The 21,976-nt window shown below is 54.2% G+C and carries 33 protein-coding genes; 17 read left to right on the top strand and 16 right to left on the bottom strand.

The features are described 5' to 3' along the window. Position 1: 1 nt before the first annotated feature. Together FFR93_RS03460 and FFR93_RS03455 are read right to left on the bottom strand one after the other, a co-directional pair. A complete protein-coding gene (locus FFR93_RS03460) occupies positions 2-565 on the bottom strand; it encodes a DUF262 domain-containing protein (RefSeq protein WP_171049053.1) in 564 nt (187 codons plus the stop codon). A 16-nt stretch (positions 566-581) separates the two neighbouring features. Next, entirely contained in the window at positions 582-1,142 is a 561-nt protein-coding gene (locus FFR93_RS03455) for a DUF262 domain-containing protein (RefSeq protein ID WP_138391971.1), read from the bottom strand. A gap of 438 nt (positions 1,143-1,580) precedes the next feature. On the opposite strand from FFR93_RS03455, the gene FFR93_RS03450 reads away from it, so the two are divergent. After that, complete coding sequence (locus FFR93_RS03450; RefSeq protein WP_138391970.1) at positions 1,581-2,453, top strand: hypothetical protein; 873 nt, start codon at positions 1,581-1,583, stop codon at positions 2,451-2,453. Between the two features lie 686 nt (positions 2,454-3,139). On the opposite strand, the gene FFR93_RS03445 is transcribed toward FFR93_RS03450, so the two are convergent. Further along, positions 3,140-3,628, bottom strand: a complete 489-nt coding sequence (locus FFR93_RS03445; RefSeq protein ID WP_138391969.1) for a hypothetical protein — start codon at positions 3,626-3,628, stop codon at positions 3,140-3,142. A gap of 170 nt (positions 3,629-3,798) precedes the next feature. Here FFR93_RS03445 and FFR93_RS03440 point away from each other — a divergent pair, with 170 nt between their 5' ends. Then, positions 3,799-4,725 carry a hypothetical protein gene (locus FFR93_RS03440; RefSeq protein WP_138391968.1) on the top strand — a complete coding sequence of 309 codons (927 nt, stop codon included), beginning with the start codon at positions 3,799-3,801 and terminating at the stop codon, positions 4,723-4,725. 77 nt (positions 4,726-4,802) lie between these two features. Here the strand turns inward: FFR93_RS03440 and FFR93_RS40665 are convergent, their stop codons facing one another. From FFR93_RS40665 to FFR93_RS03430, 3 genes are all read right to left on the bottom strand, one after another. Next, the gene (locus FFR93_RS40665; protein ID WP_171049052.1) at positions 4,803-4,943 is read right to left on the bottom strand and encodes a hypothetical protein; all 141 of its coding nucleotides are present in this window, start codon (positions 4,941-4,943) and stop codon (positions 4,803-4,805) included. A 13-nt stretch (positions 4,944-4,956) separates the two neighbouring features. Further along, a complete protein-coding gene (locus FFR93_RS03435; RefSeq protein ID WP_138391967.1) occupies positions 4,957-5,529 on the bottom strand; it encodes an HD domain-containing protein in 573 nt (190 codons plus the stop codon). Between the two features lie 130 nt (positions 5,530-5,659). Next, on the bottom strand, positions 5,660-6,211 hold the full coding sequence (locus FFR93_RS03430) for a hypothetical protein (protein ID WP_138391966.1): 552 nt from the start codon (positions 6,209-6,211) through the stop codon (positions 5,660-5,662). A 162-nt stretch (positions 6,212-6,373) separates the two neighbouring features. On the opposite strand from FFR93_RS03430, the gene FFR93_RS03425 reads away from it, so the two are divergent. Beyond that, positions 6,374-6,766: a hypothetical protein gene (locus tag FFR93_RS03425; RefSeq protein ID WP_138391965.1), complete on the top strand. Its 393-nt coding sequence runs from the start codon at positions 6,374-6,376 to the stop codon at positions 6,764-6,766. A 29-nt stretch (positions 6,767-6,795) separates the two neighbouring features. On the opposite strand, the gene FFR93_RS03420 is transcribed toward FFR93_RS03425, so the two are convergent. Continuing rightward, positions 6,796-7,953 carry a hypothetical protein gene (locus FFR93_RS03420; protein WP_138391964.1) on the bottom strand — a complete coding sequence of 386 codons (1,158 nt, stop codon included), beginning with the start codon at positions 7,951-7,953 and terminating at the stop codon, positions 6,796-6,798. Positions 7,954-7,976: 23 nt separating this feature from the next. On the opposite strand from FFR93_RS03420, the gene FFR93_RS03415 reads away from it, so the two are divergent. After that, positions 7,977-8,321 carry a hypothetical protein gene (locus FFR93_RS03415; protein WP_138391963.1) on the top strand — a complete coding sequence of 115 codons (345 nt, stop codon included), beginning with the start codon at positions 7,977-7,979 and terminating at the stop codon, positions 8,319-8,321. 298 nt (positions 8,322-8,619) lie between these two features. Here the strand turns inward: FFR93_RS03415 and FFR93_RS03410 are convergent, their stop codons facing one another. Then, a complete protein-coding gene (locus FFR93_RS03410; RefSeq protein WP_205910724.1) occupies positions 8,620-8,973 on the bottom strand; it encodes a S24 family peptidase in 354 nt (117 codons plus the stop codon). A gap of 95 nt (positions 8,974-9,068) precedes the next feature. Between FFR93_RS03410 and FFR93_RS03405 the strand changes: the two genes are divergently transcribed. Both FFR93_RS03405 and FFR93_RS03400 read left to right on the top strand, forming a co-directional pair. Further along, on the top strand, positions 9,069-9,365 hold the full coding sequence (locus FFR93_RS03405) for a hypothetical protein (protein ID WP_138391962.1): 297 nt from the start codon (positions 9,069-9,071) through the stop codon (positions 9,363-9,365). A 34-nt stretch (positions 9,366-9,399) separates the two neighbouring features. Continuing rightward, positions 9,400-9,951 carry a hypothetical protein gene (locus FFR93_RS03400; RefSeq protein WP_138391961.1) on the top strand — a complete coding sequence of 184 codons (552 nt, stop codon included), beginning with the start codon at positions 9,400-9,402 and terminating at the stop codon, positions 9,949-9,951. Here FFR93_RS03400 and FFR93_RS03395 read toward each other — a convergent pair. The 5 genes from FFR93_RS03395 to FFR93_RS03375 form a co-directional block, all read right to left on the bottom strand. Beyond that, complete coding sequence (locus FFR93_RS03395; protein ID WP_138391960.1) at positions 9,941-10,354, bottom strand: hypothetical protein; 414 nt, start codon at positions 10,352-10,354, stop codon at positions 9,941-9,943. The genes FFR93_RS03400 and FFR93_RS03395 overlap by 11 nt on opposite strands. 23 nt (positions 10,355-10,377) lie before the next feature. Further along, positions 10,378-10,851, bottom strand: a complete 474-nt coding sequence (locus FFR93_RS03390; RefSeq protein WP_138391959.1) for a hypothetical protein — start codon at positions 10,849-10,851, stop codon at positions 10,378-10,380. A gap of 4 nt (positions 10,852-10,855) precedes the next feature. Then, positions 10,856-11,302 carry a hypothetical protein gene (locus FFR93_RS03385; protein WP_138391958.1) on the bottom strand — a complete coding sequence of 149 codons (447 nt, stop codon included), beginning with the start codon at positions 11,300-11,302 and terminating at the stop codon, positions 10,856-10,858. 14 nt (positions 11,303-11,316) lie between these two features. Continuing rightward, positions 11,317-12,072, bottom strand: a complete 756-nt coding sequence (locus tag FFR93_RS03380) for an HD domain-containing protein (protein ID WP_138391957.1) — start codon at positions 12,070-12,072, stop codon at positions 11,317-11,319. Positions 12,073-12,459: 387 nt separating this feature from the next. Continuing rightward, positions 12,460-13,032 carry a hypothetical protein gene (locus FFR93_RS03375; protein ID WP_138391956.1) on the bottom strand — a complete coding sequence of 191 codons (573 nt, stop codon included), beginning with the start codon at positions 13,030-13,032 and terminating at the stop codon, positions 12,460-12,462. A gap of 97 nt (positions 13,033-13,129) precedes the next feature. Between FFR93_RS03375 and FFR93_RS03370 the strand changes: the two genes are divergently transcribed. From FFR93_RS03370 to FFR93_RS03345, 6 genes are all read left to right on the top strand, one after another. Next, complete coding sequence (locus FFR93_RS03370) at positions 13,130-14,074, top strand: hypothetical protein (protein ID WP_138391955.1); 945 nt, start codon at positions 13,130-13,132, stop codon at positions 14,072-14,074. 5 nt (positions 14,075-14,079) lie between these two features. Then, entirely contained in the window at positions 14,080-14,658 is a 579-nt protein-coding gene (locus FFR93_RS03365; RefSeq protein ID WP_138391954.1) for a hypothetical protein, read from the top strand. Between the two features lie 80 nt (positions 14,659-14,738). Further along, complete coding sequence (locus tag FFR93_RS03360) at positions 14,739-14,999, top strand: hypothetical protein (protein WP_138391953.1); 261 nt, start codon at positions 14,739-14,741, stop codon at positions 14,997-14,999. Positions 15,000-15,009: 10 nt separating this feature from the next. Next, complete coding sequence (locus FFR93_RS03355; RefSeq protein WP_138391952.1) at positions 15,010-15,222, top strand: hypothetical protein; 213 nt, start codon at positions 15,010-15,012, stop codon at positions 15,220-15,222. Between the two features lie 75 nt (positions 15,223-15,297). Continuing rightward, positions 15,298-16,020 carry a hypothetical protein gene (locus tag FFR93_RS03350; RefSeq protein ID WP_138391951.1) on the top strand — a complete coding sequence of 241 codons (723 nt, stop codon included), beginning with the start codon at positions 15,298-15,300 and terminating at the stop codon, positions 16,018-16,020. A 2-nt stretch (positions 16,021-16,022) separates the two neighbouring features. Then, positions 16,023-16,232, top strand: coding sequence for a hypothetical protein (locus FFR93_RS03345; RefSeq protein WP_138391950.1), 210 nt, complete (start codon positions 16,023-16,025; stop codon positions 16,230-16,232). A 78-nt stretch (positions 16,233-16,310) separates the two neighbouring features. Here FFR93_RS03345 and FFR93_RS03340 read toward each other — a convergent pair whose 3' ends face one another. Together FFR93_RS03340 and FFR93_RS03335 are read right to left on the bottom strand one after the other, a co-directional pair. Next, on the bottom strand, positions 16,311-16,670 hold the full coding sequence (locus tag FFR93_RS03340) for a hypothetical protein (RefSeq protein ID WP_138391949.1): 360 nt from the start codon (positions 16,668-16,670) through the stop codon (positions 16,311-16,313). A gap of 63 nt (positions 16,671-16,733) precedes the next feature. Further along, positions 16,734-17,537: a hypothetical protein gene (locus FFR93_RS03335; protein ID WP_138391948.1), complete on the bottom strand. Its 804-nt coding sequence runs from the start codon at positions 17,535-17,537 to the stop codon at positions 16,734-16,736. Positions 17,538-17,704: 167 nt separating this feature from the next. Between FFR93_RS03335 and FFR93_RS03330 the strand changes: the two genes are divergently transcribed. The 3 genes from FFR93_RS03330 to FFR93_RS03320 are packed head-to-tail and all read left to right on the top strand — an operon-like array spanning position 17,705 to position 19,376. After that, the gene (locus tag FFR93_RS03330) at positions 17,705-18,136 is read left to right on the top strand and encodes a hypothetical protein (RefSeq protein WP_138391947.1); all 432 of its coding nucleotides are present in this window, start codon (positions 17,705-17,707) and stop codon (positions 18,134-18,136) included. Between the two features lie 2 nt (positions 18,137-18,138). Next, entirely contained in the window at positions 18,139-18,549 is a 411-nt protein-coding gene (locus tag FFR93_RS03325; protein WP_138391946.1) for a hypothetical protein, read from the top strand. Positions 18,550-18,587: 38 nt separating this feature from the next. Further along, complete coding sequence (locus FFR93_RS03320; protein WP_138391945.1) at positions 18,588-19,376, top strand: hypothetical protein; 789 nt, start codon at positions 18,588-18,590, stop codon at positions 19,374-19,376. Positions 19,377-19,384: 8 nt separating this feature from the next. On the opposite strand, the gene FFR93_RS03315 is transcribed toward FFR93_RS03320, so the two are convergent. Continuing rightward, positions 19,385-20,092, bottom strand: a complete 708-nt coding sequence (locus FFR93_RS03315; protein WP_138391944.1) for a hypothetical protein — start codon at positions 20,090-20,092, stop codon at positions 19,385-19,387. A gap of 205 nt (positions 20,093-20,297) precedes the next feature. Here FFR93_RS03315 and FFR93_RS03310 point away from each other — a divergent pair, with 205 nt between their 5' ends. Next, a complete protein-coding gene (locus FFR93_RS03310) occupies positions 20,298-21,128 on the top strand; it encodes a hypothetical protein (protein WP_138391943.1) in 831 nt (276 codons plus the stop codon). Between the two features lie 8 nt (positions 21,129-21,136). After that, entirely contained in the window at positions 21,137-21,622 is a 486-nt protein-coding gene (locus FFR93_RS03305; protein WP_138391942.1) for a hypothetical protein, read from the top strand. The last annotated feature ends 354 nt before the right edge of the window (positions 21,623-21,976 follow it).

The raw sequence follows: 21,976 nt of genomic DNA, 5'->3' as shown, positions 1-21,976 counted from the left end.
CTCACAGCTTCATCGCCCTTTCGTATTCCTGGTGAGGCGTTCCGGCGAAGTTCATGAGGTCATAATATTCGCGGCAGGCAAGTTCAGTCGTGAAGTGGGTTTCGTAAAAGGCGAAATTTGGCGTCATCAGGAATTGCTGCTGCTGATCCTTGTCGAGATTGCTCCAGAATTCACCGTGAACGGGAAATTTGTCATCGAAAAATTCTTCCAGCGCGTTCAATCGCTGCTGCCCATCGAGCAGCCAGCCTTCGCCCATGTAATATTCACGACCGTCCTCGTCGACCCGCTTGCACTCGGCGATCTGGAAGGTGAGATTGACGGTATAGGTGCCGAGCGGAACGCAGCGACGTGCAGAGTCGATGAACCTGACCTTCTGCTCTTCGGTCCATACAAGCTCACGCTGGAAAGGCGGAATGATGAAGCCCATGCTCGAACGCTCTTCCTGCTTCTTGTAGGAAAAGTGATCCTTCGGGTCCCGACGGGCCTGCAGCATACTGAAATGCAAAGTGTAGATTTTACCCGAAACCGGGCTGCCAAACTGATTACGTTCAAACCAACCGCTCATTGTATTTTCCTTTGTTTCAGAGGCTCGGAACTGCGCGCTGGTGCGGCTCATGAGGCGTCCCGCCGAAGGCGAGGATGTCATAGAGCTTCCGGCATTCGAGTTCGTCGGCGATTTTTGTCTCATAGGACGGGAACGGTGAATGCATCAGCAGACCCATTTTCTCGTTCTTGCTGAGATCAGACCAGTAGTAATTGAAAACAGCAAACTCGTTGCTGAAATATTTGTGCAGGGTGGTCAGACGCTGCTGGCCGTCGAGAAGCCAGCGGTTCCCGGCGTAATACTCTTCGCCGTTGTCGTCGATGCGTTTGTTACTGTCCATCCCGACGGTCGTGTTGAAAGTGAAGGTGCCGAGGGGAAGACCGTAGAAGGCAGACTCTACGAACCGCACCATCTGGCTGTCCGTCCAGACGAACTCCCGCTGGAATGGAGGGATGACGTAGCCGCAGATACGGGGACCTTTGTCCGTCATGTGAGCATGAGGATCGACCCCGTTCACAGACATCTCAAAGGTGTGATGCAGCTGGAACAGCGGCGTCTGGTAAAGCTGGCCGATTTCAAGCCTTTTTGGGAGTGTCATCCAATATCTCCTTGGTTGAAATCACAATACAGATTGCGCGAAATAATACAAAGGAAAAATGTCAACAATGTAGGAAAACTGGACGAATTCTTTGGCTTAATAGCACCGTCACCGGAGTTTTCGAGCGATTGGATTGCCGATCAAGCGGCACAACTCACTCGGCCTATCACCGGCTTACCTCAAATCAACCGCCGAGAAGAGTAACGACACGTTAACTTCTGCGCGTGTTGTGGGGATGATTTCGGAAGCGTCCGACCTCGACTAAGTCGTACTTTAGATAAATGTTTGACTTTCGGGTCGAAGTTGACCATTTTCCGCAATGTTCGAATGCTTCGCCGATTTGAATGAACTCCATGATGGTACTCGGCGACATCTCGGTCAGGCTGCTTCCTTAGAGATCGGCCTGAGAACTGGAACAACCAGGCTAGGGAAAACGCTATGGCCCGCAAACCCAACACAGAAACAGCGAAGCTTCTAGAAGTTCGCAATGGCAAGATCGATCAGCTTTCTCAGATCGCGGATCAGATGCAGCATCTCAGAGACAGCGTCGCGCATCTTCAGTCGGATATCGAGAAGCTCGACTTCGCACTGACAGTTCTGAACCCAAATCACGTACCGATGGACGCAAAGTCCAGCACCAGTGGCCGACTCCTGATCGACGCCCAGCCGCATCAGATCGAAGAGCCGCAGCCGGTAGAGGCTTCAGCAAGCCAAGGAACGACTGCTGTCGTCGAGGAAGTGGCGACGCCCAAGCGCCGGGCCAAGGCTACGACTAAGGGCAAAGTCAAGAAGACTGCAGCCGCCAAGCCGGTAACAGCCAAGAAAGCAGCAACGACCCGCAAAGCCAAGAGCGAACCGGTTCCGCAGACAGCTGTCGACGCCGCCGAGGCGATCAGCGGCACTCGCTCTCGCAGTACCAACGAAAAAGAGCTTCGCGCCCGTCAGGTCATCAACGGCTACATGACAGACATCAAACCCGCAGACGAGATTGAAGCGATCCTGAAGAAGGGTCCAAAACGCGGGCTGACCGTCGAAGCGATTGCTGAAGCCTTCGTCAAGACTCATCCTCTCGAAGATGCTCGAAACGAAGTCCTGATGATCCTCAAGAACCGCATCTCCTCCAACATTTCCCACCTGATGAAGAAGGGGGTCGTTGGGAAGGGCAAGCCGGAGGGCGAGAGCCTTACCCACTACTTCTTCCAGAAGAAAGGTAAAGCAACACCGGCCAAGGCAGCACCTGCTAAGGCCGCTGAACCTGTAGTGGAAACGGTGGAAACACCTGTCGAACCCCCCGCCGAACAGGTCGCCTGATCACGCCACTCGACTTTCGAGTAGGCCGTTAGCGAAAAGTCCCCGATGCTCTCGCGTTGGGGACTTTTTCTTTGAGAGCCCTCAAAGAATCTCATTAGTCGACCTTGGCTGCGTGTAGGGAAGTTCTGATCTCATCCTGGGAAGAAACAGCCAGAGAAATCACGGTCACCCAGCACCAGCCGAACGATCACGCCCCCATCGCTTTGCTAGAGTCTGCGTTAGTCGTCATCTCGCTCTCTACCTGCCGGACCTAGCTCCGTCGATGTGGGCGGGTCTGGCCATTGGCACGGATAGAACATCATTCGTCTCTCCACGAACCTGTCGGGAAATCAGAGACAAAGCGACCGGCCTAAAAGCGAACGTCGTCGTCGACAACATTTCCGCGTTCCTCGAAAATTTCAGGAACGGGCACCAGGACTTCCTTTGTCGGCATCATCCAAGATGAATTGATACCCCGGCACCTCCCAGGCGAATTCCTCGAAGCTGGATGTGCTCATGTAGGCTCCTGGATTTGCGATGATGAATTCACACATCGCCTTTCCAGTCGGTCATCGGCGCACCGCTAGAGAACTCCGCAATGTTCTCCTTGACGGTCGATATCGAAATGCTTTGATACCGGGGGAGACCGTCATAGGAGACATTGAAGTGAAGGAAGCGCGGCTTCACCGTCATCGGACAGACGTTATTCAGGCAGCTTCGGATTCTTCCTTGCGCTTGATGAAGCGAATGGCATCTGCGAGGAAGGCGTTGAGACGCTCGGCGGCCTTCTCGTCGGAAGAGCGCAGAATGAAGAGGGGTGCTTCGTTCTTGAGGGTCATCCAAGCATAGACGGTCTCATAGCGCTCACCGAGAGGCAGGCGCTCCATGGTGACGGACCAGTTTTCCGGGATTTCTGCAACGTCTGCGGACGAACCGACAACCAGGGCGTCAACGAATTCACTACGATCCGTCGTCAGCGTAACGCGCTTGGCAGTCAGATCATTTTCCAGGAAGGCAGCAGCAACATGCGTACGGGTGCGGCGACGTTCGGCATCGCGGTACGAAATAGCCTTTTTCTTGCGTTCTTCGTCAGTCAAAACACTGCCGTCAGTAGGGGCAACCTCAAATCCCTCTAGACCCATGTCCTCGTATGCGAAACCGTCCCATTCGTCCTTGGCGAGTCTCTGAAAATACATGCGAAATTCCTGTCTGTCGTTGGTCTACGAAAATTATGGTGAGTGACGAAACTATCGATAATGCCGCAGAAATTAACTTAGAAATCCTTTCCCGCGAGCCGCGTCGCTTCCGTCACCACGGACTGTTAAAGGAGTTATAATCTCCGGTCAATCATTTTTCTGAGAATTCCTTGGAAAAAACTAATCAAGCCCATTTTGCAAAGGAATTCCTTGGTGGCCTTCAGAAGGAATTCCCTTGTTTGCAGGTTGTCGCGTCTCGAAATTGCCTCTTGCAAAAAACAGCAGGATTTTTGAAAGTGCACAAGGAAATTAAGGGCGATCACATGAGCGAACCGCAACCCACGTTCTCTGTCTTCATCGAAGACGATGTGAGCTATTGCGTGCTGAACGGCTCAGCCGAGTTTCGGCACAACGTTGCGTGTGGAAGAGAGCTGATTTGGGATCAGGCTCCAACACAGCTCGCCGGGTGGGCGCGGGCGGTGATCGAACGTGGATGCCTGCCGCAGGACTATGATGATCCGATGTGGCCGGTGGCCTTCAGCTCGCCGCGAAAACTCTATCGCTCCGTTTCGCTTCATGAGCTTGTCGACATCATTGAAACAGGAGAGGTGAGGGGCGGAAGCAGTCGGTTCAACGAATTGGAAAAGCGCCCATTCGTATTCTTCTCATCCGAACCGACCGAGCAGTGCATAGGCCAGGGCTGGGTGCGGGAACGTACCGCCATCCATCGGGTCCTGCAGCATTTCGATGTGGCGACATATGAAAACGACAGACTGGCGAACGAGGCGTTCAAGACGCTGGTGCGAGCGGAGATCGATGCTCTCAGCGCCATTATCGACCCGCTACCGCACACCCATGCCGTCCTGGAGACGAAGCCAGTAGGGCCGGGGCTCCACTATTCACGCGAGCACGGGGCGACCGCCATGAACGGCGAGGACGAGTTTGCTCTGTTTCCGGGGCAGGTGACGGTCGGCGACATCGTGGCCGTCCATTGGGCACGCCAATTCGAGCTGGCGGGTACAAGCTCTATGGAAGAGGCGGCCGAGCGTCTGGCGGACTACGGTCTGCTGGTGAACGCGCCAGCGATGCGCCGCTGAACGTCTCCGCTAACGCGACAGAATGTAATAGGCGTAGATCAGATAGGGCGTGCCCGTCAGGCCAAAGGCTCCAGCCATCAGGAATACTCGGCGCTCCAGTGCTGGTTCAGAGCATATTCGTGCCGACGTTTCATGGCCCACAGCATTTTGCGGAACGTGATCACCGGCAGCGGGGAGATCGCCAGGAGCAGGAAAAGGATGATCGGTGCCTTATCCATTCAGGTCAGGCCCTCAGCCGTATTTGAACTGCCGGTTATAGTCTTCCTTGCGGCCTTCCAGCGCTGGCCAGAGGATCGCATAGGCTCGCTCGTATCGATTTTTGATTGAACGCTTCTCTTCTGGCAACTGCGAAATGCGCTTCTCGGAGCCGTTGTCGCGGTTATCCGCAATCTTGACGATCAGCGCGAACACGCTGCCATGATCGGCAATATCCCTGATCCAGACCATGTAGACCGGCTTCGGATCGACGCGAGACAGCATGTTGAGGTCGGCGATAAAGTCCTCGGACGCACCCAGCGCCCGGATTTCGTTTCGGCGGATTTCGCGCTCGGCCTCGTTCTCGGCGGTGTCTTCGAGGACGTCGTGCAGCAGGGCCAGGCAGTAGATTTCTACGATCTGCTGACGATGGAACGTCAACATGCCGTAGGGCATGTCCTGCGCCGTGAGGCGAGCGGCTTCCGCAACGCGAACGAGGTGATCGAAATGGGGATCACCGCCATCGTCGATCTGGCCTTCATGCACACGGTGGGCGTAGGCTTCGACTTCGGTGATATTGAAACTGGAGGGTTGTCTTTCTTTTTTCATGCGATGATTTTAGCATGTAAAACTATAATGTCAACATTAGCCGTGAGAATTTCGTCCCGCTTCACCAAAGGAATTCCCGGCTAAACAAAAAATCCGAGCCAGGGCCCGCGCTTCGGGGACACAAATACGCTTACCTGAACGTTCTGAGCGTGTTGTTCCACTCATCCACGGCCCTTTTCAATATCTCCCGCGCCCCAGGTAAAACCCGGCGGACTGATGCATGCTCGATCCCACTTCTTCCTCGTCGATAAGACTGGAAAGTGTGCGATACCTTCGTCATTTCGAAAAAGCTGTCGCTTGCGCAGCCACCCAACTGGTGCTTTGCCAGGTCCGTCACCTCTCCGATGTAGATCATCGGCTTTTCCTCTCCCCATAAGATGCTGGCAACCGAGGCGTCTTCAGTTGCAACTGGCCATGACATCAGAAGAACGTCGCAATCATCGCCATACTTCTTGACCGCATTGGATGCAGGAAGTTCCTCGACATCGCAGTGCATCCCGTGTTCGTGAAAATCGTGCCCCTGAAACGTGGTCGTTGGAATGATGTCGACGCCGCGTTCACGCAACTTCTTCGCAAGAAGACCATTGCCTGAAAAGACCTCCAGTACACGTCTTCCATCGATCCATTGGACCAATTCATCAAGGAACTGATCCTCGAAATTTCCCCACGAATATTCCTTCACCGCTGCTATCCCTTACGCCTTCTCGTTCTAAGCTCGAAGACTAACCGGCCTCGATGCAAATGACAGTTGGCTCTGGTACCATGCAGCTCGACGATTGACCATCGGTGCAGTGTGGTCCGGAAGCGGGCCAGGATATCACCAGACATTAGTGGAAGGACAATCATGATCGACTTCGGCCCCGAGTTCAAAGAAGCGTTTGCGAGCTACGAAAAGAACGCCGTCACCATCAAATTTCATCTGGTCGAGAAAATGGCAGCGGCGATTGTCGATGCAGCACTCGACATTGCGCCCAATGCAGAAGACTTTAAAACTGCCGTTCATGAAGATGGCCCCGATGGTCACGCACTGATCGTTGCCGAGGACCTGTTCGTTCCGATCTTCGAAAAGCATCCAGAACTCGTCAATATCATGCGCAGCAGCGCCGAATGGGATATGCAGGTTCGCACGACGCCGCAATCTGCCGCCGCCTATGCGCTTGCCACCGAGGCTTTCGGCTACGGTCGCGCCGAGGCGCTCTGGGAGGAACGCCGTCCGGCCGCTGCGCCATCGCTCTGATCCGGATTAAAAGTTCAACGGCCCACGTTCTATCGGAAGGTGGGCCCGATGGCTCTCAATGAAAAACGCTCAAGGGCTCGGGAGGCGACTTTCCGAGCCTTTTCATTGCGCGAAGCGGAAGCAATGAGGTCAAGGGCAGCTTCAATTTCCTCACCCGAGCAAGCTTCCAGCGACTTCAGACCTTTGGCAACGGCAACATCCGCGTCATGCCAGGCTTCAATAAACGACTTGCTCGCACCGCGCAGCTCCGGTTGCGTCATGCTGAGGACCTCGTCGGCAGACCTCACCAGATTGTCGACTTCATCGTCGTAAACGAAGAACTCTGGCCGCAAGATTTGAAGTTCCGGCAGGACGAAACGCGTTTCCACACCGTCCTCGCGTCGACATTCACCGATGGAATCGATCATTTCCTCCATACGATCCAGTCGGAACGTGGGGCAGAGTTGCGGTGGCTCGTAGGGGGTTTGCCTTAGTACGCCTCCAAGCTGACCGGGGACCGGTCTGCGCTCAGATACAGTGATCTCGATGTCAGTCTGACCATCAAAAAAACCGCGCTCAGGTCGTTTTACGATCAGGTGCGGCTCGTCTATGCGCATCCAGACCATGCCATCAATAACCAGCGCCATCTCCTCATAGGCAACGCGCGCCAGGTTCCGGCGGCGTTCAATTTCCTGGTCCGCATTGTCAAACCTCAGGACCTCGTGTGACCTGACTTCCCTGAGCATTGATGTAAGACGGGAGTATTCGTAGATGAATTCGCCCGGCGTTAGCGGATTGCCGCCATTCACCAGCACCGCTGCCAGCTCCCTGTTGTCGACGTCTTCCGGGAAATGCCGTTTGTTCAGCTCTTCGGTGTCATACCAGCCTATCGATGCAGGTCGATAGAAGTGACCTTCAAAGACACGATAAGCCTCCTCCGCGACTCCTCCGAACATGACCTTGGCCGCGAGAACAGTGTCCTTTTCTTCAGCTTCTCGCACCTCAAAGGTCTCTTCGAAGACGACATAGCCATTGGAATATGATCGCTTGCCGGGCAACACGCGGGAGCAGGATACGGGGAAGGGCAATCTGACTTTCATGCTGGATGTTCCAATCAAGGTTTCTCCCACCATATCGATTGACGATGCAGGAAACACCTTCCGCTGGGCGGGTTTGTTTGATGCGCGGTTTAACTGGAAAATCTCCATCAGTTTAATACATGGAGTTTCCAATGAGCAGCCTAAGAGACATTTTCGATGACGCGCACCGCCGTGTCTGCATCGCCAAACAGCGTAACGAGGAAGATCGGAGCCGGATGTGGACGGGAATGAACTATCCGCGAGAGATGAGGCAGGCTGTGGAGAAGGGATTTATGGTTCCACTCGCCAAAGAGACCCCGCGCGTGATGGGCTGGTACAAATTCACAGAAAAGGGCTGGGCACAGTACGATCATATCTTCAGCCAAGCACCCAATTATTTCGATGCGGCTTACCAGGGCTTTCATATATCCTACGACGCTCTGACAAAAACGCCTGAAATCAAAGAAGTCGAAAAAATTGCAACGCCGACTATCTAAGTCTCTTGCGCCGACGGGTGTTTAAGATCACCGTCATATTCAGGGTCGGCAGTGCTGAAGCTTCGGTGCGGTGGTTCTCCAGCTGGCCGTCCAGTTCGTTCTTCTCTATGAGCGGTCCGCAAGGACTGCAAACTCGCCCTGGAACAGGTCCGCCGGTTCCAGGGTTTTCTTTTCCGATTTATAATGTTGACATTTTCCAGCTCTTGCCACAATGGCAATCGGAGTAGGGATGGTGCTTTTTGGAGGCGCGAAACTGGTCAACCGACTGGAGCCTTGCCCTGGTACGGGTCCGCAAGCGCTAGAAAGTCTTCTGCCGACCATCGGATGACGAGGCCGAGATAACGCGACCATAAATCGTCTTCGTCCAGCCGTTGTCATGCCCATGATTGTTGGAGATCAGATACCGCTCGCCCTGTATTGCCGTGATCTTGTGGGCGTCGATGTAGCGCCCCTTCACTCTGCAGAAGACGATATCACCTATCGCATAGGTTTCTTGTTTACGGTAGGTGCAAGTCGAGGGATTTGAAAGGATCGGCAACATCGAATTACCGGCGCATTTCATGGAAGGTGTTTCGCCACGCTCCAGCGCAGCTTTCAAATTTTCGTATTTATTCATTGAGGACAGCATGCCAAAGATCATTCCGATCTGCAAGCTGAACTCCTTTGCGCTTTCTCTCAGATCGAAGTTCAGGTAAATACTAGCCTGAACATTGCCAGCCAGACGACATCACCTGAAAGGTTTGAGAAATGACCAGTTCCGAGATCAAAACGACGCTTCTGACAGGACGGCAAGCCAATGTGATGGACCATGCGCTGGCTTTTCCGAAGTTGAATCGCAACGGGTTCGAAGCGACTGACGGCTTGGCCAATGACGACACCTGGAAAGAGCTTGTAGCGCTTGGTTACGCGGCGAAGGTCGAGGGCTTCTCAGTGCCCGGCAAAACCCGATACGAGGTCACTGAATCCGGTATCAAAACCTTGCAGGCCTTTCATGAAGGCAAGGCCAAAGAGCCGGAAGCAGCCACCCCGCCCAATCCGTTGTAACATTTTCGCCAAAACGGTATAACCGGCTTAGCTCTTGTTTTCGGCCAAGATTCCGAGTTTGCAAGGAGCGCTGATATTTTCTCCTGATATGGAGAAAATTATGAGCAACACTCCCCCGAACACTATCAAGGTCGTCCAGGCATCGAAGTTGCCTGGAACACTCGACGAAATCGTGTCGAACGGACCGGCGTTCGAATTCTTTCAGTGGGGATATCCGGACGCACCTGCCAGCGAGAAGATCGACATCTACCGCATGGATGTGATCCATCACTATGCCGATCCTGAACTCAAGCGCGTGATCGACCTGACTGTCCAGATCACGAATAAGGAGACCGGCGCTGCGATTGATCTGTCTCTGACACGCAGGAACAACGACCGCTTTGCAGGCTTCTACAACGGCAGAATCATGGATATCGGCGATTTACCCGCCTTTTTCGATGCTGTCGCTGACCTACCCAAATCGCCGCCACCGCTTCGGATGTTCACGAACATTCATGACCACCTGAAAGCTCGGATTGCAGAACGCTCTCAAGGGATCAAGACGAGTTTCGAGGACGACGATCCGGACACGGGCTTCAAGCTGTAGCAGCCATTCTCCTGGTCGCAGGCTGCGGATCGATCAGAAGGAGGCTATCTGAGCCCCACCCATCCGAAATACTTCCTTTGGCCTTACCAAGGCTCATCGCGAACAAGGAATGGAATTTCGACTCCCTGTTATCGTCAAACGTGGTCTGAGCCCCTTCAATTTCTCTGAATACGTTCTGGTCAAATGACAGAGAATAAAGTGGCGACCCGTCGCAATCGCGATCATGGGCGACGACAAACAGTCGAACTCCTTTGTACACGCTGCCAAACTCCCCAATGGGACAGTCTGTGGTAATCTCGACCAATGCGCCGAGTGGCAATTCGTGCGGGATTCCCTGATTGTTCTCCCGGACAGTCTTGCCATTGGCTTCGACCAAGTCGGCAACAGTGATAATCGCGGACATTTCAAGGCTTCCCACAAACTGAGTTAAAGATCGATGTCCAGTGTTCGCTTGCGGCTGGGTTCATAGTGCTCTGGGACATTCGCCGTCAGATGGACGTTGACGGTTCCGTCGTCGACACAAACCTTGCCCCAACTTGCTTCCCAGGTTTTGCCTGCCACGAAGAAGGACTGGAGTTCACGCTCCAGAATTTTCAAGAATTTTGCAGCTTCGTGGTCGCACATTGGCAAGCAGTGATCGATACGCTTGGCCATAGCGCTCCAAAGGCCATCGTCATCAAAGAGCGGCAGAACGTTCGGTGTGCTCGTCCTCATGAACCGGAATTCGGCAATGATAATGCTGTAGATCGTGCTTGCAATTTCTTCCAACAGGACTTGAGAAGGAATATAAGCGACCGCGCTGGCAGCAATTCGCCCCCTGGAAAGTCTGATCGACTCCGAGAGGCCTGCACGCCACATATCTACCAGTTTTGTACTCGGCAGAAATTCGTCAGGCACCATTCGTTCACCTCCCCAATACATGAACCTTCAAGGGCTCTCGCCTCCAGGGAAGATCAAGGAGAACCTTCGGATCAACGGCTTCTTTGTCTGCCACGACGAGGGTAATCCATTCCCTGAATGCGGAGACGACAGGCACAACATTAATGTGATCAGCCCATCCCGCAAAGCCGATGAAACCTTCAGGGTTGAAGGTCACTGCCTCGCGCTTATCGAAATAATGAGCGCTACATGTGACCGCGCCATACACGCCATTCGGCATGAACTTGAGCACCACCTTCTTGTCGGCCTTATACGTCCCCTTCATCAGCATGCTTTCACGCAGATGACGGTCTACGATATCCCGCAGCAGGCTCACGCGCGGCAACGTAAGGTCGTTATAGGCAAGACCAACATCCTTGAATGCGGCGCGGGCTTCGTTGCACATAGCAGTTCTGATTTCATGTCCATCCATAATCGCTCTCCTGATCAGATGGCCATCGACCGGGCTTCTGAAAAATCCTCGAAGACATAGGAGGGCTCGTCGCGTGGCATACGATACTTTTCCAGGCGGAGCTTCCATTCTTCGGAAGCGTCAACTTCGCGGAAGAACGCATCGAGGTAGTCAACCATCATGTTGTGCCTGGTCTGGCCTTCGCGGCGACCAGCATTCGTGTGCATCATCGTATGCAGCTTCAGAAGCTTCTCGAAGAAATGGGCGACCGTCGAGCCGTTGTTGGCGGCATACTGTTCCTTGGTGAATGTTTCCATGGGGATTTCGTCGGGATCGAACATCTGACGGCTCTTGAAAGCCCCGTAAACAAAGGTCCTGGCGATACCGATGGCACCGATGGCATCCAGTTGATCCGCGTCGGAGACGATCTTGGCTTCAAGGCTGCGCTCGACATTGCCGGACAAGGTCTTGTGGAAGCCGATGGAACCGATCCCTTTGAGCACCGTCTCGATAACTGCAGCGTCGATGCCTGCCTCCGTCATGATGCGGCGGGCGGCTGGAAGCGTCTTCTCTGTGTTGACGTCACCTGTGAGCTTTCGATCATCCACGTCGTGGAGAAGGGCGATCAGCATGACGACATCGAGGTCCGCGTTTTCTTCGCGAGCAAGTCGTCCTGCGGTCGCGCACACGCGCCGGATATGCTGCCAGTCGTGGCCGCTGCCTTCATGCTCATGAAAAGCCTTAACGGCGGCGACAATGTGCTCGAAATTGTTGATCACAGGTTCACTCATCAGATTTATCGTCGTTTCGATATATCTGGCATACACAAGGAATTCAACCTATTTCCGAAAGAATTCCTTGTGGCAGCTTGTTATCCGGTGCGGCAAACTCCCCGGAGTCTGACGTCGCTGTGGATACGACTTCTTATGGTCCTAATTGCAGGAGCCCATGTACCAGAACCCAAGGAAGGACTTCCCCATTAATACGCCTTTCGAACCACAAACATTGTAAGCGAATGCGAATGATCCAATAGTAAGAGATAGGATTCCAATTGACGCCAGAACGTAGACACTAGCCAAGCGCATACTCTTTCTCCGAGGGTGAGATTTGTCTTTGCCACTACGACCTGAGCGGGGCACGGAATTCAACATTTTACAAAATTTCTTATGAGGATGCATTTATTCGGCGCGGTAAAGTTCTTCGCAGCTTCCTACTGACTCTGCGCCCTGTTCCTCGACTTCATCCTCGTTTTCACGAGGATCGACGAACGAATAGCGGTAACCGGCATTGTATCCGCCGCCATCCGTCCAGCGCCAGGCGGCAACGTCGCCGTTCTTCTTCAACGTCAAACCGGTCAGCTTCGGTGTTTCGGAGCCGCGCACGAGATGTTTTTCAGAAGTCGCCACCTCCGGCTCACCATTGGCCCAGATCGCCAGCCAGGCAACGACTGAGCCATCTCGTTCCTGCTTTTCAACTGGCTTCTGGGCAGGCTTTCCGTCTTCGGTGAACGCCTTGGAGATCGTTGCGACATAATGATCCCAGGCAGCCTTGCGGGCTGTGGCCTCATCTGTCTTTTCGGTGAGGAACTTCTGCTCGGAGCGCTCATGCTCCATGAACACGAATTCCGTGCGATATTTTCCCTCTTCGCGCGTCACCCAATAACGACCGACAATCGTATCGACACAGTGGCCCATGTCGTCGCAATCTTCCCATTCGAAGGGGACGAGTGCTGCAAGGATCGCCGATTTCATATCTATCTCCATCGTTGTCTGCTGCAGGATATACAGCAAACGTAAAAGGAATTCAATTAGTGTTGACATTTATATGAGGCCTCAACCCTCGGAAGAATTGAACACGGTTGACTTTCTGACGGAAAAGGAATTTCTTGTGGACAGGCCGCCGGGCCTTCCATCCCCACCTCACAAGGAACGGAGAATCGGCAAGATTGCTACCACGTCACCACTTTCCAGTGCGACAGGACGCAGAAGCAACGGGGGTCCTTTTGAGAATGCCAACGTCGCCGAACGGGAAGTCATGACGGAAAACACCAACGCGCACCTGCCGCGTAATCTGGAGCAGGCTAAGAAACGCGCTTATTCGATCAAGGAGCGCTTGGGCGAACTCGGACATACCGTGGGCTTGAGCCACGTGTTCGAAGTCCTGGCTGTCGCATGCGGCATGCGCAACTGGAACACTTACCAGAACACTCTGAAATCCGGAGCGGACTGGAATGACGAGCCCACCGCTTCCACGCCGCCGACTGCCATACCCCACGACCTCACTCAATTCAGAACAACGGATGGCAAGGTTTGGCCCGCGCCTGTGCCGCCCAAGACAGTCGAATGGAACTTCGCAACTCCCGGACGGGCCCGTAACCGTCACGTCCCGGCCTCGCTGGGCGATGTCATGACTCATCTGAATGAAATCCAGCTCATATGCGACGGCGAGAAATCAACCCACCATGATGTGAACTGGGACCAAAAGGATGCCGAGTTCTGCTTGCACACGATCAAGGGGCATATCGCCACCATTGTCCGGCTCCTTGACGACTGGACGGTGAAAGAACCCGTATGGACACCGGTCAAGCGGCCACCTACCGCAGGTGGACCCTATGTCGTCGGAGGTTATATCACCAACGGCTCGCTCAGATCGTTTCATTGGGCCTTCGCCAGCCTGACGCTGACCGTCGACGGGCCAGAATGGCGACACTGGGACAAGGCACGCAACCACATCCCGATTGAATTTTGGACCGAGCTGCCAGCCCATCCAGAGCACTACCAGAACAAGGAATAAACACTATGAACAAAGTGCACGGGGCCATACCCAATCTCACGAATGCCATGCGCGTTTATGCTGCTTTCGACCTGCAGTCGGTGGTGAAAGGAAAGATCGTCGAAGCCGGAGTTCACTTCACTGGTTCGAGCCCCGTCCAGTGGGAAATGCACGGCATCACGTTCAAGCGGACGACTGACAACCATCTGATCCGGCTTCATCTGACCGTGGAGCGCGGCGAGAGTTCCTGCGATGGGGAACGTTACGGAGCGCCATCAATCAGGCTCTACGCCGATACGTCCCACGACGCCGACCAGCTCGTCAGCGCAGTGGTTTCTCTGTTTGGCGGTTCTGTTCAGGTTCGCCCCGAGGACTCCAATTCTGCTAATTATCCTTGGGAATACATCCCCTGCACCGATCAGCCATGGGCTCACAGAATCCCGGCCGGGCGTGCCACGCAAATCAGGCTCCTCGACACCATGCTTGGCCAGGGGCTCGAACTTCTGAAGACCCTCGGCCCCGCAAATCCCGATGCGTTGCTGAAGTTCCGTGACGTACTGTCCTCTGACGCTGCTCTGACAGAATGGACCGGTGACGCCGAATAAGGAATTCTCAAGCGAACAAGGAAATATAATGTTGACATTTTCAGCCGCATGTTGGACTCTGCCATTCAAAGGAGCCCAACATGTCCGCGCTTACTTCGATCTTGAACGACCTGTCAGATGAACAGCTTATCGTCCTAGCGCTCGCCAACGGATGGTCTGCTGACACCGCCAGCCTCTATGACGAGGAAGGTGTCGAAGGTTGGCGCTGGGAGTCACCTGATGACAAGACCGATCTCAGCTGCATCGGGGCATGGGATCATCCACGCATCGACACCCCGATCCGTGAGGCAATTGTCGACGACCTCGCGGCGCGCGGTATCACTCAAAGTTTCAGCATGTGAGGGCAGGGCAGTGACAGACGCTATCGTTAAAGGCCGTCTCTTCGAGACGAAGTCCGGCAAGTACCTCGAATTGATCCCGAGCAACGCGCGCTTCCATTCGGATGCCGAGAGGGCGACCCCTGTCGAGAATGCAGATTTCGACGATCTGGCGAAGCGCCGTCAACTGCTCGACCATCATAATGTCGACTGGTATTTCGGATCGATCATCTGGCAGCCTGCATAACCTGGTGGCGCTCGTTTGGCGCAGGATTCTTGCTTCGGATAGCAGGATATTTACCTGACATCGGAAGGAAGAGATATGAGCTGGAATTGCGACGCCCGCCTGACTGAGCAGGATTATTATCATCAAAATCAGCGGGTCGCCTTTCGGGCGGGATATAGCGATGCCTTTCATGGTGCGCCTATGTGGGCGGGCAATGAGCGGAACTGGCACCCTGATGAATATCGAGCAGGTTATGATGCCGGGGCCGCCGACAAGGCGCTGACCATCGACGCCGATGGTCTTGACGATGATGAGCCAACGTTTTCGCTAGAGAGCATCACAGCCGCGATCTATAAGCTTCGCGCTGACTACGTCGCGAATGGCGACTATGACAGCTACCAGGCCATCAACGCGGGCGGTTGTGAGGATTTTGCCTCGGACATCCACGAACTTGTCGGTAGCCCGAGGGAAGACGCCGACTATCAAATGATCGATCCGGCCTACTTCCTTCAGGCTCCAGCAGAGGGTGACGAGGACAACTGGGGTTATCCTCTTAATCGGGACCATCTTCAGTCAAAGTGGCCATCAGTCGTCCCGCCTGCTGGACTGGATTGGGATGATCTCGACCACATATCCGCATTTGGCAACTTCTTTTCCGGCACGCACATCTGGATTTACTGCGACGGAAAGCACTACGATGCCGAAGCACCTGAAGGTGTAGCCACTCCCTTTGACCTACCATTTTTCCAGCGCATCATCGGAAGATGGATCGAAGCGGGAAAGCCGGAAGCAAACCCACTACCAACGCCAGGCATGTGAGCATGAACATCCACGAACTTGAGATCGATCAGAAGCTGCTGGCGGTTGGCGTCCTCGATGCTTTGAGGACAGCGCGGCAAGTGGCATTCGACAATGCCAGGGAGATGCCTGAACTGCTTCCGACATACCAGGCTATCGAGACGCTGTACCAGGACACCGCGACTGCGTTCGGGGCCAAATCATCCCAGTTTTCGACCGGGATCAGCATATAGCTGAACGCATTGAAGCGGGGGACGAGGCCTATACGGTTGCGTATGGCGCTGGCCCTACCATCTGACGGCAGAGTGATTTCAGATAGACGGCCGATTGGTTGTCGGAGGCGTTACCGAGGCTCTCTTGCGATCTCGCGGTGCTGCAGTGGCTCGTGCACCCATCAAATCCTGCCATTCGAAGAATTCCCGGGTTATGCCTCCGACCTTTTGGTCGAACCGCAACCCCAGGCCGTCATCCGACAGCTTGATGACTTCCGCCCACTGACCCGCTCGCCTTCCGCCAAACGCAAGCGGAATGATCACATAATCTCCAAGAACGACATCCGTGCCGTCGCCGATTTCGTAACTCGGCCGATTCAGATCGGCGATACGCTTACGAACCGCAGGATTGGCGAAGCCGTCGAAGAGTGCTTTCGCAAATTTTCCTTCACTGCTCATTTCGCCTCGATATTCCCTGCGAGCCCTGACACACCATAGCGTACCCCGTCTTTTCCCGAACGGCTATATGCGCGGGCCGGATGGCGCGTCATCCTCGTCCAGTTCAACCGGCTCGATAGCCTTTCCATGCCTTGCTCGATCAATCGCAAAGACTTTGACCATGGATGGCGGCAACGCCTCTGCAAACTCAATGGCAGGCGCACGCCCTTTGGTTTCCATGATCTCAGAGAGCTTGGTATTGACGATTTTGCCTAAGACATCTTCAGCTTTTCGATTGGCTTTGCGGGCTTTCAGCCAGTCCGTCAACGCCACGGCGCGCTCAGCCGTCAATGGTAGCGCCTCAGTTTGCCCTACCGAATTGGCATCGAAATCATGCCCTGCATCCATCAAAGCGGAAATACCAAGGGTTCTGGAGACGCAATCACCGTGAATGGAAACGACGATCTTCAAAGCGTCGGTCGTTTTGCCTTGGGCAATCAGGCTTTTAATATCCTTCAAAAATAGCTCGCTGATGACGTCGTCTGCTGCCTGGTATGCTGCACGGGCTCGGACGATTGCGGCGCTGGCCTCTTCGAAGTTCGGAACAGCATCCACCACCTTTACCGCAGGCTCTGGTTTGGTAGCGCGCACGCACCAGTCTTCCTCTACTTTAACGCCCTGATCCAGATACCCTTCAACGAAGTAATCACGAACCTCCTTTGAGCGGAATGCCAAGAGCAATCGCCCGCCCGGCGACACCTTCTCGGCATCGATGAGATCGGGCGAGGGGTGAAACTTCCAGGAAACGTTGCCGCTGACACTCGCACGATAAGGGCACTCCTGTGCGATTGTCTTCCAATTTTCAAGATATGGCGGAACGTAGGTCATCAATATTCTCCTGGCGATGAGGCATGATCCTATCACTGGCAACAAGCCACAAGGCAGAGTAAAGAATTCCTTTATGGAAACTCACCGGACACGTGGATTGCGGTGGCAGTCCTTATCGTCGCTTTTATAATGTTGACATTTTCTGAGAACTCCTTACAACTTCAACCATGAGCAAGAAAATGCTCCATTACTCGGGTGAAGGTCGCTGTATGTCGAATGTATTGCCACCGTTGTGCCGCTACTGCGGAAAGCCGATTGGTAAACGTACGAAGACAATCATGTTTGGTTCTTCGGACCAGGAACCCGCTGATCACGGATGGTTTGCCACACGTAGGGAGAAACCGCGCACGCGCGCTGAAGCTCAACGCTTTGTGAACCACCCAATCGTTTCTGTCCGCTATCTCGGGGAAGGCGAGGACCGTTTCGTCTCCAACGCGAGTGTTTGGGACGGTGTCAGCTACAAAGACGACTTTTTCTGCTCGAACGAACACGCTCAGAACTTCGCTTATGCAGTAGTCCAATCGCCCGACAACAAACTTACGACCCAGGCGTATCGCGACGCTCGTGATGCCCAGGCCCAAAAAATTAAGGAGAAATAACTATGACTGAACAAATGACCAATTCCGCAATCCGCGCTGAAATCCTGGACCGTCTGGAGAACGCGGTGCGCCGTGATATCGAAAAAGACGGAACCGACGTCATCAGTGCCGGTCTGCGCTCCACGACCGATATCGCTGGCTACCTCTATCCTCAGGTCCCCGTCAGCAAGGTCTCCCGTATTCTCGACGCCATGTGCCTCGACCGTGAAATTGACTGGTACGGCAAGATCGAAGGCCTGGGCAATGTCAGTTTCTGGCGTCTGGCACTGAACGAGGGCAACGATGGAGACGGCGAGCCGGTAATTGTCGAACTGCAGGCCATTCGCGACAACAACCTGGCGCAAGTTGGGGTTGCCAACGAGAAATCTGCCGTCGATGTTGACCTCGATTACTGGTTCCCTGTCGCAGCCTAATCTTATCTTCTCACTTTTGACGAAACTGGAAGAAGCTTATGAGCTACTTTTTTGGGAAACCGGATGTCACGGCGCTGGCGCTCACGATCAGCGACAGGGGCTGGAATCTCGACAATGTTGAGATCGCAGTCATTCCCACCGTGGTCATGACTACGTCTGAATTCGAGGGCAGCACCAGCACATCAATCTCGACCAGCCCGCCGGTGATTTCCCTGCTCCACGGCAATGCTGTCCTGCCGCTCAGTGAAGATACGCCTGTGATGCACGCCGTAGGCTCGTGCCTCGAAGCTTATTTCCGCCTTCCTGAGCCCGTGGATCGTGCGCATGCGCCCGTCATCGTCGACCGAGACAATGCGCTACTCATCGTTCCGGCCAAGCACCTTATCAATCGGTATCAGGCATTCGAACGTGCCGAACTGGCGGCGCGGGCCTATGATCGTGACAGGTCTGAGGCGAACTGGCAGGCGCGACTGTCTGCCGAATGGGCACGTTTCCAGCTCGAAGAGGCGTTTGCCGCTTTGCCATGTGATGAAGCGACGTTCCGCGCCATCTTCTCTGAAAACGCAAGCCTGAAACACCCGCATCCTTTCCTGGAAACCTACCGCCATTACTGGCAGTCAAAGCAGGCCAACCTCGACGGCGAGCAGCCGAGCGACTTTGCGATTGCGGTTTCCAAACGCTGCGTCAAAGCTGGGATTGCGGGAAAATGGACGGGCGAGATCGCTGCTGAAGTTATCCGGTCACTACATCTCCACCCACTTCACTACAACCTCTTCCACGCCTATGTCGCGGAGTTGCTGATTGCAGAAGGGTGGGGATTGCTGTAAGGCGATGGCTACGCGGTCATTGCCATATTGGCGGCATAAAGCGGACTGTCGGTTCCGTCCGCTTTATCGATCTTGCGAATGCCGGTAATCGTCAGTTCCTTGATCTTCGTATTGGTCATTTGTCCGATCCGGCCCCGACGCTCTATGAAATCTGAAATCCGGTCTACCATCTCGTCAACGACTTCCTGTGGTGGGAAAGTTTTCACGAAGATGGCTACGCTCATATAGGAAGGACGTCTGGGATCGGCGGACCTGGCTGCGGCGATGTTCTCGTTGGCCAACTGGACGGCCTTCTCGCAATTGTCCCGTGTCCATCCAGTCGGATCGGTAGCGAAATCTTGCTCTTGAAGCCGCCTCAATATGGGCTCCAGGAAGGCTTCCTGACTGCTCCGAACGGCCTTTATTGCAGCTTTCTGCGCAATCTCGAAGTTCTCTTCCGTGTCGAGGAAATGGTTGCCCGACGCGTCAGCGAACCACCCTGGAGTGCGCCAAGGCCTGACAGCCTTCTTGTGATCGGCTTCCGTGGTGACGGGGATCGTATTCTTTTCCCACCAGGATGCGTGAACAATCTCCATTGCCACCTTATCAGCCACTCTCGTGCCAATCGCGGTGCACGCTGTCTCGCCGGTCAAGAACGCAAAGAGTTGAAGATAGAAGTTTTTGGCGTCTTGCTCGGTGTCGATAACAATCGCTTTAGTTGTGTCGGCGGCAGCCATAGTCGGCTCTTCCTCTTGTTACCAAGCTGACGAAGATTCTACGGGATTCGCGAGTCCTTGCCAGTTAGATAGTCTTTATTGAGCTAAACAGCAAGCCCAGGCCAATCTTGCAGCTTACTGACGGCGGCGCGGACGGCGAAACACCGACAAACGCGCAGCTCTGCCATTTGGTCCGTGTGTACAATATCGCTCGATTTTACCACAGATGAGGTTTCGGTTCAAAACTCTTGAAGTAGGCGAAATCCACGTCAACAATGCCCGTGACATCAAAAGGAATTCCGTAATGAGCGCAATGAATAGCCTTCGAAATTATCTCGTTTCAAATAGCCTTGAGGCCAAGGACTTTACGATCAAGGCAACGGTTGAGATGCAGAAGGCGTACTCGAAAGGTATCCTGGACTATTACGAACCAGAGATCATCACAATCGAGCTGACCGATGGCATGACGACCCATGTGATCGCACCATCGAAGGCTTTCGATGAAGTTGCTCGCGCGGTGCACGATTCCGCAGAAATGCCATTTCACTCTCGGTCGGAACCGAGAGGCTCCGAGCATTCGTTCCCAAGCACTCAAGTCCATTTGCCTCTCGATCTGACCATCCGGCGCGCGGAAGCTGAGCGGGAATTGCAAGACGCCATGCACGACGACACCGAAGGGAGCGAGCAACGTTTCGAGGACGCGCGATGGAAGGTATTTGCTCTAACGGACGTGTTCGCAACGAATCCTTGCTCCAGGGAATTCTTTGACGCGGTGAGCCTGGAAAAGGAGCGTCTCAATGATCGGTCTTGCTTCCGCGACTTCTACCAAGCCTGGAACGATGCAGACGAAAGCACTGTCGTAAACGATGAGATTTCGCACAATGTCCGCGAGTTGGTCGAAAAAGCCGCCGAACAATTCCTTGTAATGGACGAGACAGGTGATGAGGCAAAGAAGGCGATCTATGGCAGCTTCAAGGTTCATCCTCGGCACCGGCCATTGTTCGATGCGGTCGTAGACGGCATCGTTGGTGCCAGAAACCGTACCTTCAGCCGCTAGGAGCCACCATGTCATTTGATAAGAAACAGAACCCCGATTTTTGGGAGCAGCTTGGCGCAACGTCCTACTACAGGCCGCTGTCACCAAAGACCGTCGATCAGTATTTCTCGGGCGAAGTCGATGACGTATTCATCAGCCGCGACCATGGCAAATGGTGGGTGAAAATCGATGGTGTTGTCGGTGAAGACCCGTATGAAACGCTGGAAGCCGCGAAAGCTGCAGGTGACGCTGTCGTCGACAAGAGCGACAACGAGATGACCGATACGATGCTGGCCAACCTCGACCTATCAAAGGACGAATGGAAGCTGGAGATCGTTCACGGGCTTCCAGTTATCACGTCATTGACGAATGATGATTTTGTGCTCACTGCCGGTGAAACCAGCCCACGTTGGTCGCTCCTCCATGGCAATGACTTCATCATCGAGACCGATGATTTCAACGCAGCGATATCCAGGGCAAAAGACCTCCTCCAACGCCCAGCACCATCGCTTTAAGGATCAGCTGATTATCATCCGAAGAAGCCCCATCCATGGAACGTGGGCTTCGCGACCGCCTCCAAAGGCTCCGGTTCCGGGGCCTTTTTGGTTTCCGAAGCAGCGGGCTTCATTGAGGCTTCGATTTGATCGCGGAGTTGCTGCGGGATTTCGATGCCAGCGTTCGTTGGAGCGGGATCGTACCAAGCTGTTGAATATCGCCTTGCCGGTGCAGCAGGCGGCGTTTCCCGAAGATGCTTGTCACCAAGCGCAGTTAGATGGGCGACCTGGATATGCCTGACCCTCATTGCGGCTTTCGAAAACTTCATCGCACGCCCTTGTCGGTTGTCTGATCGAATCTTTCTTTGTCATCAA

The sequence above is a fragment of the Rhizobium sp. MHM7A genome, from assembly GCF_005862215.1.
GTDB classification, from domain to species: Bacteria; Pseudomonadota; Alphaproteobacteria; order Rhizobiales; family Rhizobiaceae; genus Rhizobium; species Rhizobium bangladeshense.
The sequence above is the reverse complement of the archived record's forward strand: the minus strand, read 5'-3'. Positions and strand labels throughout refer to the sequence as shown.

Coding starts and splice junctions, on each gene's coding strand:
- FFR93_RS03335 (WP_138391948.1), bottom strand. CDS start 17,537: ATGACCTACGTTCCGCCATATCTTGAAAATTGGAAGACAATCGCACAG.
- FFR93_RS03310 (WP_138391943.1), top strand. CDS start 20,298: ATGAGGTTTCGGTTCAAAACTCTTGAAGTAGGCGAAATCCACGTCAAC.
- FFR93_RS03305 (WP_138391942.1), top strand. CDS start 21,137: ATGTCATTTGATAAGAAACAGAACCCCGATTTTTGGGAGCAGCTTGGC.
- FFR93_RS03385 (WP_138391958.1), bottom strand. CDS start 11,302: ATGGATGGACATGAAATCAGAACTGCTATGTGCAACGAAGCCCGCGCC.
- FFR93_RS03380 (WP_138391957.1), bottom strand. CDS start 12,072: ATGAGTGAACCTGTGATCAACAATTTCGAGCACATTGTCGCCGCCGTT.
- FFR93_RS03315 (WP_138391944.1), bottom strand. CDS start 20,092: ATGGCTGCCGCCGACACAACTAAAGCGATTGTTATCGACACCGAGCAA.
- FFR93_RS03395 (WP_138391960.1), bottom strand. CDS start 10,354: ATGTCCGCGATTATCACTGTTGCCGACTTGGTCGAAGCCAATGGCAAG.
- FFR93_RS03320 (WP_138391945.1), top strand. CDS start 18,588: ATGAGCTACTTTTTTGGGAAACCGGATGTCACGGCGCTGGCGCTCACG.
- FFR93_RS03425 (WP_138391965.1), top strand. CDS start 6,374: ATGATCGACTTCGGCCCCGAGTTCAAAGAAGCGTTTGCGAGCTACGAA.
- FFR93_RS03445 (WP_138391969.1), bottom strand. CDS start 3,628: ATGTATTTTCAGAGACTCGCCAAGGACGAATGGGACGGTTTCGCATAC.
- FFR93_RS40665 (WP_171049052.1), bottom strand. CDS start 4,943: ATGGATAAGGCACCGATCATCCTTTTCCTGCTCCTGGCGATCTCCCCG.
- FFR93_RS03435 (WP_138391967.1), bottom strand. CDS start 5,529: ATGAAAAAAGAAAGACAACCCTCCAGTTTCAATATCACCGAAGTCGAA.
- FFR93_RS03365 (WP_138391954.1), top strand. CDS start 14,080: ATGAACAAAGTGCACGGGGCCATACCCAATCTCACGAATGCCATGCGC.
- FFR93_RS03360 (WP_138391953.1), top strand. CDS start 14,739: ATGTCCGCGCTTACTTCGATCTTGAACGACCTGTCAGATGAACAGCTT.
- FFR93_RS03450 (WP_138391970.1), top strand. CDS start 1,581: ATGGCCCGCAAACCCAACACAGAAACAGCGAAGCTTCTAGAAGTTCGC.
- FFR93_RS03375 (WP_138391956.1), bottom strand. CDS start 13,032: ATGAAATCGGCGATCCTTGCAGCACTCGTCCCCTTCGAATGGGAAGAT.
- FFR93_RS03330 (WP_138391947.1), top strand. CDS start 17,705: ATGAGCAAGAAAATGCTCCATTACTCGGGTGAAGGTCGCTGTATGTCG.
- FFR93_RS03415 (WP_138391963.1), top strand. CDS start 7,977: ATGAGCAGCCTAAGAGACATTTTCGATGACGCGCACCGCCGTGTCTGC.
- FFR93_RS03345 (WP_138391950.1), top strand. CDS start 16,023: ATGAACATCCACGAACTTGAGATCGATCAGAAGCTGCTGGCGGTTGGC.
- FFR93_RS03350 (WP_138391951.1), top strand. CDS start 15,298: ATGAGCTGGAATTGCGACGCCCGCCTGACTGAGCAGGATTATTATCAT.
- FFR93_RS03460 (WP_171049053.1), bottom strand. CDS start 565: ATGAGCGGTTGGTTTGAACGTAATCAGTTTGGCAGCCCGGTTTCGGGT.
- FFR93_RS03405 (WP_138391962.1), top strand. CDS start 9,069: ATGACCAGTTCCGAGATCAAAACGACGCTTCTGACAGGACGGCAAGCC.
- FFR93_RS03340 (WP_138391949.1), bottom strand. CDS start 16,670: ATGAGCAGTGAAGGAAAATTTGCGAAAGCACTCTTCGACGGCTTCGCC.
- FFR93_RS03420 (WP_138391964.1), bottom strand. CDS start 7,953: ATGGAGATTTTCCAGTTAAACCGCGCATCAAACAAACCCGCCCAGCGG.
- FFR93_RS03325 (WP_138391946.1), top strand. CDS start 18,139: ATGACTGAACAAATGACCAATTCCGCAATCCGCGCTGAAATCCTGGAC.
- FFR93_RS03390 (WP_138391959.1), bottom strand. CDS start 10,851: ATGGTGCCTGACGAATTTCTGCCGAGTACAAAACTGGTAGATATGTGG.
- FFR93_RS03455 (WP_138391971.1), bottom strand. CDS start 1,142: ATGACACTCCCAAAAAGGCTTGAAATCGGCCAGCTTTACCAGACGCCG.